Origin of the sequence: Vibrio sp. SG41-7 (assembly GCF_014164465.1) — a bacterium.
Classification (GTDB): Bacteria; Pseudomonadota; Gammaproteobacteria; order Enterobacterales; family Vibrionaceae; genus Vibrio; species Vibrio splendidus.
Window position 1 is genome coordinate 1 of sequence record NZ_JACJFF010000191.1, and the last position, 5,558, is coordinate 5,558.

The window sequence follows — 5,558 nt, forward strand, 5'->3', positions numbered from 1 at the left end:
CATTTTGAGCCAAAGGTTGAAGATAACTTCCGAACTGAAAGCGACTAACAACGGGTCTTTGACCCGTATCCGGACTTTCAGTCCGTAATACTAACCCACCTACTTTAGTAGGTGGTTGTTAAGTTGTATTTCAAAGAACAAAACGAAGCCACATTGGGCTTCGTCTTATTTTTGTTTTGGCTAACGCGATTTTCGCATTTTCTAAACCTGAAATTACTCAGGTTGCTGCAGGTCTCTTTTCTTTTTAGGCACGAAGTTCAATACCGAAATTGGGACTTCTTTGCGTGGTTCGAAACCTTCAACGACGCGACGCTCAATCAAGTGACCAAGACGTTTTTCGATAATGCACAGGTTCTTGAAGTTGTCTTTCGATAGGAAAGAGATCGCTTCACCAGACGCATCAGCACGGCCTGTACGACCAATACGGTGTACATAGTCATCCGCTGGGAATGGGATGTCGTAGTTGACTACGCGGCTTAGGTTGTCGATATCGATACCACGAGCAGCAACACCTGTTGCAACTAGATATTTTAGACGACCTTTCTTAAAGTCAGCCAGAATCTTTTCACGAATCGCTTGGCTACGTCCACTGTGGAAAGCTTCAGCTTGGATGCCACGTTTTTCAAGTTGGGCAACTAGCTTAGCCGCGCCGTGTTTGGTCTCGATAAAGATAAGCGCTTGGTCCCATTCACCGTCAGTGATCATGTGGCTTAATAGCGCAGATTTGCGGTCTTTATCGACGGTTACCAACCATTGCTCAATGTTCGCTTTAGAAGCGTCAGTTTTGGCAATTGAAATCTCTTCCGCTTCACTGATTGCGCTTTTCGCTAGCGCACGCACTGGCGTTGATAGCGTTGCTGAGAACAACAGGTTTTGAATGTTTTGTGGCAAACGCGCGATGATCTTGTTGATGTCTTCGATGAAACCCATGTCTAGCATGCGGTCTGCTTCATCAAGAACCAGTACTTCCACTTCATCAAAATGAACGGCACGTTGTCCGTACATATCGATTAAACGACCTGGAGTTGCCACAAGAATATCGACACCTTCGATCAAGCGGTCTTTCTGGTGTTGGTAAGACACGCCACCGTACATCGCTAGTGATGTTAGGTTTAGGAACTTCGCGTACTTAGTAATGTTCTGCTCAACCTGAATCGCAAGCTCACGAGTTGGTGTCAGAATAACAGCACGAATGCGTTTTTTACGTTGTGTTTCACCTTTACTTAGCATTTCTAAGATAGGGAGAACAAAGCTCGCAGTTTTACCTGTACCTGTTTGTGCTGCCGCAATAAGGTTCTTACCAGAAAGCACAATCGGAATTGCTTTTTCTTGAATAGAGGTTGGCTTTTCATAGCCTTGTTTTGCAACGGCTTTAACAATAGGTGAGCTTAATCCAAGCTTGGAAAATGGCATAAGTTTCTCGGTATGATTTGGCTAAATAGCGATGGAAAGGTTTAACAATCTTATACAAGGATAAGATTAATGGCGGCATTCTACCATGTTGCTTGTGTACTGCTAGCAACATAGACACTTTAGTTGGATAATACTGGTTCAATAAGACGACGATAAGACAGGGATGTATGGAAATTACGCCGAATGAACGCGATGCAGTATATAAAACGATTTTTTCTCGCCGAGATGTTCGTGGTCAGTTTCTTCCTGATGAGATCCCAGAAGACGTTTTGATGCGTGTGCTAACCGCGGCGCACCATGCGCCTAGCGTTGGTTTTATGCAGCCTTGGGATTTTGTCGTTGTCCGTGATATCGAAACCAAGCAACAAATCAAAACCGGTTTTAATCAGGCTCATGCGGAATCCGCGGAAATGTTCACCGATGAAAAGCAGGCGATGTATAAGCGATTAAAGCTTGAAGGTATTGTTGAATCGCCTATCGGTATCTGTGTGACTTGCGACCGTAATCGAACCGGAAAGGTCGTGCTAGGTAGAACCATCAAACAAGAAATGGATTTGTACAGCACCGTGTGTGCGGTGCAAAACTTGTGGCTCGCGGCAAGAGCTGAAAACCTTGGGTTAGGTTGGGTGAGCATTCTTCACGACTCAACACTGCGAGACGCTTTAGATATCCCAGAAAACATCGATATCGTTGCGTATTTATGTATCGGCTACGTTGATCACTTCAAAGATAAACCCGAACTAGAAACCATGGGCTGGCTGCCAAGAAGAGACGTTAATTCAGCGATTCATGAAGGGAAGTGGAACTCAGACCAAATCAAGTCAAACGAAGAGTAATTGCATTTACCGGCATTAATCTCGATGGCTAGTATCAAGATCTAAAAAAGGGCTCATTGAGCCCTTTTTGATATTTGCTAGCTGTTATCTGATTTAGATATACAAACCAATTTAGATAAATAAACCGAGAGCCTAAGCGATCTCAATCTTCTCAGCTTGGTTCTGTTCAACCATAGACAGTGCTAGCGCTTCCGCCGCTTTAATACCGTCGATACCAGCAGATAGGATACCACCCGCGTAGCCTGCACCTTCACCTGCAGGGAAGAAGCCCTTAAGGTTGATGCTTTGGTAGTCTTTGCCACGTTTGATACATACAGGAGAAGACGTACGAGTCTCAACACCTGTTAGTAGACCGTCTGGCGTAGAGAAGCCTTTAATCTTCTTCTCGAACGCTGGGATTGCTTCACGAATCGCTTCGATAGCAAAATCAGGTAGCGCTTTTGAAATATCCGTTAGGTGGATACCTGGCGTGAATGATGGTTTTACTTCACCGATTTCACTTGGATCGCGACCTTTCAGGAAGTCACCGATTTTCTGTGCAGGGGCGTCGTAGTTCTCGCCACCTAGAACATAAGCGGCACTTTCTAATTCACGTTGTAAACGGATACCTGCTAGTGCGTCACCTGGGTAATCACGCTCTGGGTCGATACCCACAACGATGGCACTGTTTGCGTTACGTTCTGCACGAGAGTATTGGCTCATGCCGTTGGTTACTACGCGGCCTTCTTCAGAAGTCGCGGCAACCACAGTACCACCCGGGCACATACAGAAGCTGTATACAGTGCGGCCATTCTTACAGTGGTGTACTAATTTGTAGTCCGCTGCACCTAAGATAGGATTACCTGCGTTTTTACCGAAGCGAGCTTCATCGATCATCGCTTGCTTGTGTTCGATACGGAAACCAACAGAGAAAGGCTTAGCTTCCATGTAAACGCCACGTTCGTGCAGCATTTCAAACGTATCACGGGCACTGTGGCCAACAGCCAGTACTACGTGACGAGTTTTAATCTCTTCACCGTTAGAAAGCGTTAGGCCAGTGATTTGACCGTCTTCCATGTGAACGTCGTCTACGCGAGTGCTGAAACGGATTTCGCCACCTAGCTCAATGATAGAAGCACGCATCTTCTCGATCATGGTAACCAGTTTAAAGGTACCGATGTGTGGCTTACTTACGTATAGAATTTCTTCTGGTGCGCCAGCAGCTACGAATTCTTCGATTACTTTACGGCCGTAGTGCTTTGGATCTTTAACTTGGCTGTATAGCTTACCGTCAGAGAATGTACCTGCGCCACCTTCACCGAACTGTACGTTTGATTCAGTGTTCAGTGTGCGCTTACGCCAGAAACCAAAGGTATCTTTCGTACGTTCACGAACTTCTTTACCACGCTCAACGATGATTGGATTGAAGCCCATTTGAGCAAGCACTAGGCCTGCGAACAAACCACAAGGGCCAAAACCGATAACGACAGGGCGCTCAGTTTGGTTCTCAACCGCTTTAGCCACGAATTTGTACTCCATGTCAGGAGTCACTTTTACGTGTGGGTCGCTGATGAATTGTTCTAACAACTCAGCTTCGTTTTCAACGAGAACATCAAGCGTGTAGATAAGTAAGATTTTTGATTTCTTACGAGCATCGTAGCCACGTTTAAAGATATTAAAAGAAAGTACCTGATCAGCGTTAATGCCAAGCTTTGCTTCAATAGCGTCTTGAATGGCTGACTCTTCATGGTCTAGTGGGAGTTTAATTTCGGTTAAACGTATCATTTTGATGTCTCGTTTTTATAGGTGTCTTAGCTAGATCGTTTCTTAATACAGAGTTTGATGACAACGCTGATGTTGAAAGAAGCGATAAGCTCACAATGGCGCGCATTTTACGAGAAATTGATTTATCTGTCATACTAATTTGGAAACATGGAGCAAATAGACACGATATTAGAGCCGTATGATGTTGAATTTTGCCTTGGGATGAGTATTATCCTCCATTCTTCAATTTTGACTAACTTATAGAGCAGAGCATCATGGCGTTTGTCGTAGGCGATAACTGTATTCAATGTAAATACACAGACTGTGTGGCAGTGTGTCCCGCAGATGCGTTCCATGAAGGACCAAATTTCATGGTAATCAACCCAATCGAATGTATTGATTGTGGTTTATGTGTACCTGAATGTGATGCTCAAGCGATCTTTCAAGAAGATGAACTGCCAGAAGATCAAAAGATCTTTATTGAAGTCAATGCCGAGCTTGCCGAGATTTGGCCTGTGCAAACTGAAGTAAAAGCACCGATGGATGAAGCTGAAAAGTGGAATGGTGTGTCTGATAAGTTGGCAATGTTAGAAAAGTAGTTGTTGAAAAGAACTCAAATAAAAAGGCGTATTGATTTAATCAATACGCCTTTTTTAATACCTGAACACTGTCGATTGGATCGTTAGCTTATGAAATCTAGCTATGCTGACGACGCATGTTGTCGAGAATAATACCGGTCGCCATTGCTACGTTCAGAGACTCTGCGCCACCGAATGCAGGAATCGTAATCTTATCCGTTACGTATTTAGCCGCATGTTCACGAATGCCGTGAGACTCGCTGCCCATTAGCAAAATGCCATTGGCAGTAAATTCTGTCTTATGAACACTTTCGCCTTCTAAGAACGCGCCGTAAACCGGTAGGTTCGCTTGTTCTAAATAAGCCGGTAAGTCTGTTTGGCTTACGTGTACTCGGCCAAAGCTACCCATAGTTGCACTGATGGTCTTAGGGTTGTATGGGTCTGCACAATCGCTGCTCGCAACGATATGCTTAATGCCATACCAGTCTGCTACACGAATAATCGTACCTAGGTTGCCCGGGTCTGAAACGCCATCTAGTGCAATCATCAGCCCAGTTGCTTCTGGCAGTTCAAATGTTGGGATCTCAACGACAGCAATCGCCGCATTGTTACTCACCAAAGTACTCGCTTTGGTTAGGTCATCTAGTGAAGCTTCAACACAATCAAACTCAAACAGTGAAGCGTGATTTTCAGATAAGAAATCAGCGGTAGCAAAGACGTTCTTCACGACTAAGTCACTATTGAACAGCTCAAGAACGTTCTTTTCACCTTGAACTAGAAACAAACCGTGGGCTTTACGTTGTTTCTTTTGGCCCAAAGCACGAAGGAGTTTTAATTGGTTTTTTGAAATCATGTTTTTATCCTAGATATAAGCCCGCGCATTATAGAGCAAAGGTTGGAGAACCAAAAGCGTGATAGCTCAATGCGATCCACATAAAAAGCAAAAGCAACTCACTTAAAAAAGAAAAGCGCACTAAATAGCGCGCTC

5 protein-coding genes are annotated in these 5,558 nt (G+C 44.4%); 2 read left to right on the top strand and 3 right to left on the bottom strand.

What is annotated here, in order from left to right:
• Nucleotides 1-213 precede the first annotated feature (213 nt).
• Nucleotides 214-1,413, bottom strand: coding sequence for a DEAD/DEAH box helicase (locus tag H5300_RS25160; RefSeq protein ID WP_004731773.1), 1,200 nt, complete (start codon nt 1,411-1,413; stop codon nt 214-216).
• Between the two features lie 167 nt (nt 1,414-1,580).
• Between H5300_RS25160 and bluB the strand changes: the two genes are divergently transcribed.
• Nucleotides 1,581-2,249, top strand: a complete 669-nt coding sequence (gene bluB / locus H5300_RS25165; protein ID WP_108118042.1) for a 5,6-dimethylbenzimidazole synthase — start codon at nt 1,581-1,583, stop codon at nt 2,247-2,249.
• A 132-nt stretch (nt 2,250-2,381) separates the two neighbouring features.
• Here bluB and H5300_RS25170 read toward each other — a convergent pair whose 3' ends face one another.
• The gene (locus H5300_RS25170; RefSeq protein ID WP_102556811.1) at nt 2,382-4,013 is read right to left on the bottom strand and encodes an NAD(P)/FAD-dependent oxidoreductase; all 1,632 of its coding nucleotides are present in this window, start codon (nt 4,011-4,013) and stop codon (nt 2,382-2,384) included.
• Between the two features lie 254 nt (nt 4,014-4,267).
• Here H5300_RS25170 and fdxA point away from each other — a divergent pair, with 254 nt between their 5' ends.
• Nucleotides 4,268-4,591, top strand: a complete 324-nt coding sequence (fdxA, locus tag H5300_RS25175; protein WP_004731764.1) for a ferredoxin FdxA — start codon at nt 4,268-4,270, stop codon at nt 4,589-4,591.
• A gap of 97 nt (nt 4,592-4,688) precedes the next feature.
• Here the strand turns inward: fdxA and H5300_RS25180 are convergent, their stop codons facing one another.
• Nucleotides 4,689-5,423 carry an RNA methyltransferase gene (locus tag H5300_RS25180; RefSeq protein WP_004731761.1) on the bottom strand — a complete coding sequence of 245 codons (735 nt, stop codon included), beginning with the start codon at nt 5,421-5,423 and terminating at the stop codon, nt 4,689-4,691.
• Between the last annotated feature and the right edge of the window lie 135 nt (nt 5,424-5,558).

Bases quoted from the DNA above. Each gene is read 5' to 3' on its own strand.
- H5300_RS25160 (WP_004731773.1), bottom strand. From the start codon at position 1,413: ATGCCATTTTCCAAGCTTGGATTAAGCTCACCTATTGTTAAAGCCGTT.
- bluB (WP_108118042.1), top strand. From the start codon at position 1,581: ATGGAAATTACGCCGAATGAACGCGATGCAGTATATAAAACGATTTTT.
- H5300_RS25170 (WP_102556811.1), bottom strand. From the start codon at position 4,013: ATGATACGTTTAACCGAAATTAAACTCCCACTAGACCATGAAGAGTCA.
- fdxA (WP_004731764.1), top strand. From the start codon at position 4,268: ATGGCGTTTGTCGTAGGCGATAACTGTATTCAATGTAAATACACAGAC.
- H5300_RS25180 (WP_004731761.1), bottom strand. From the start codon at position 5,423: ATGATTTCAAAAAACCAATTAAAACTCCTTCGTGCTTTGGGCCAAAAG.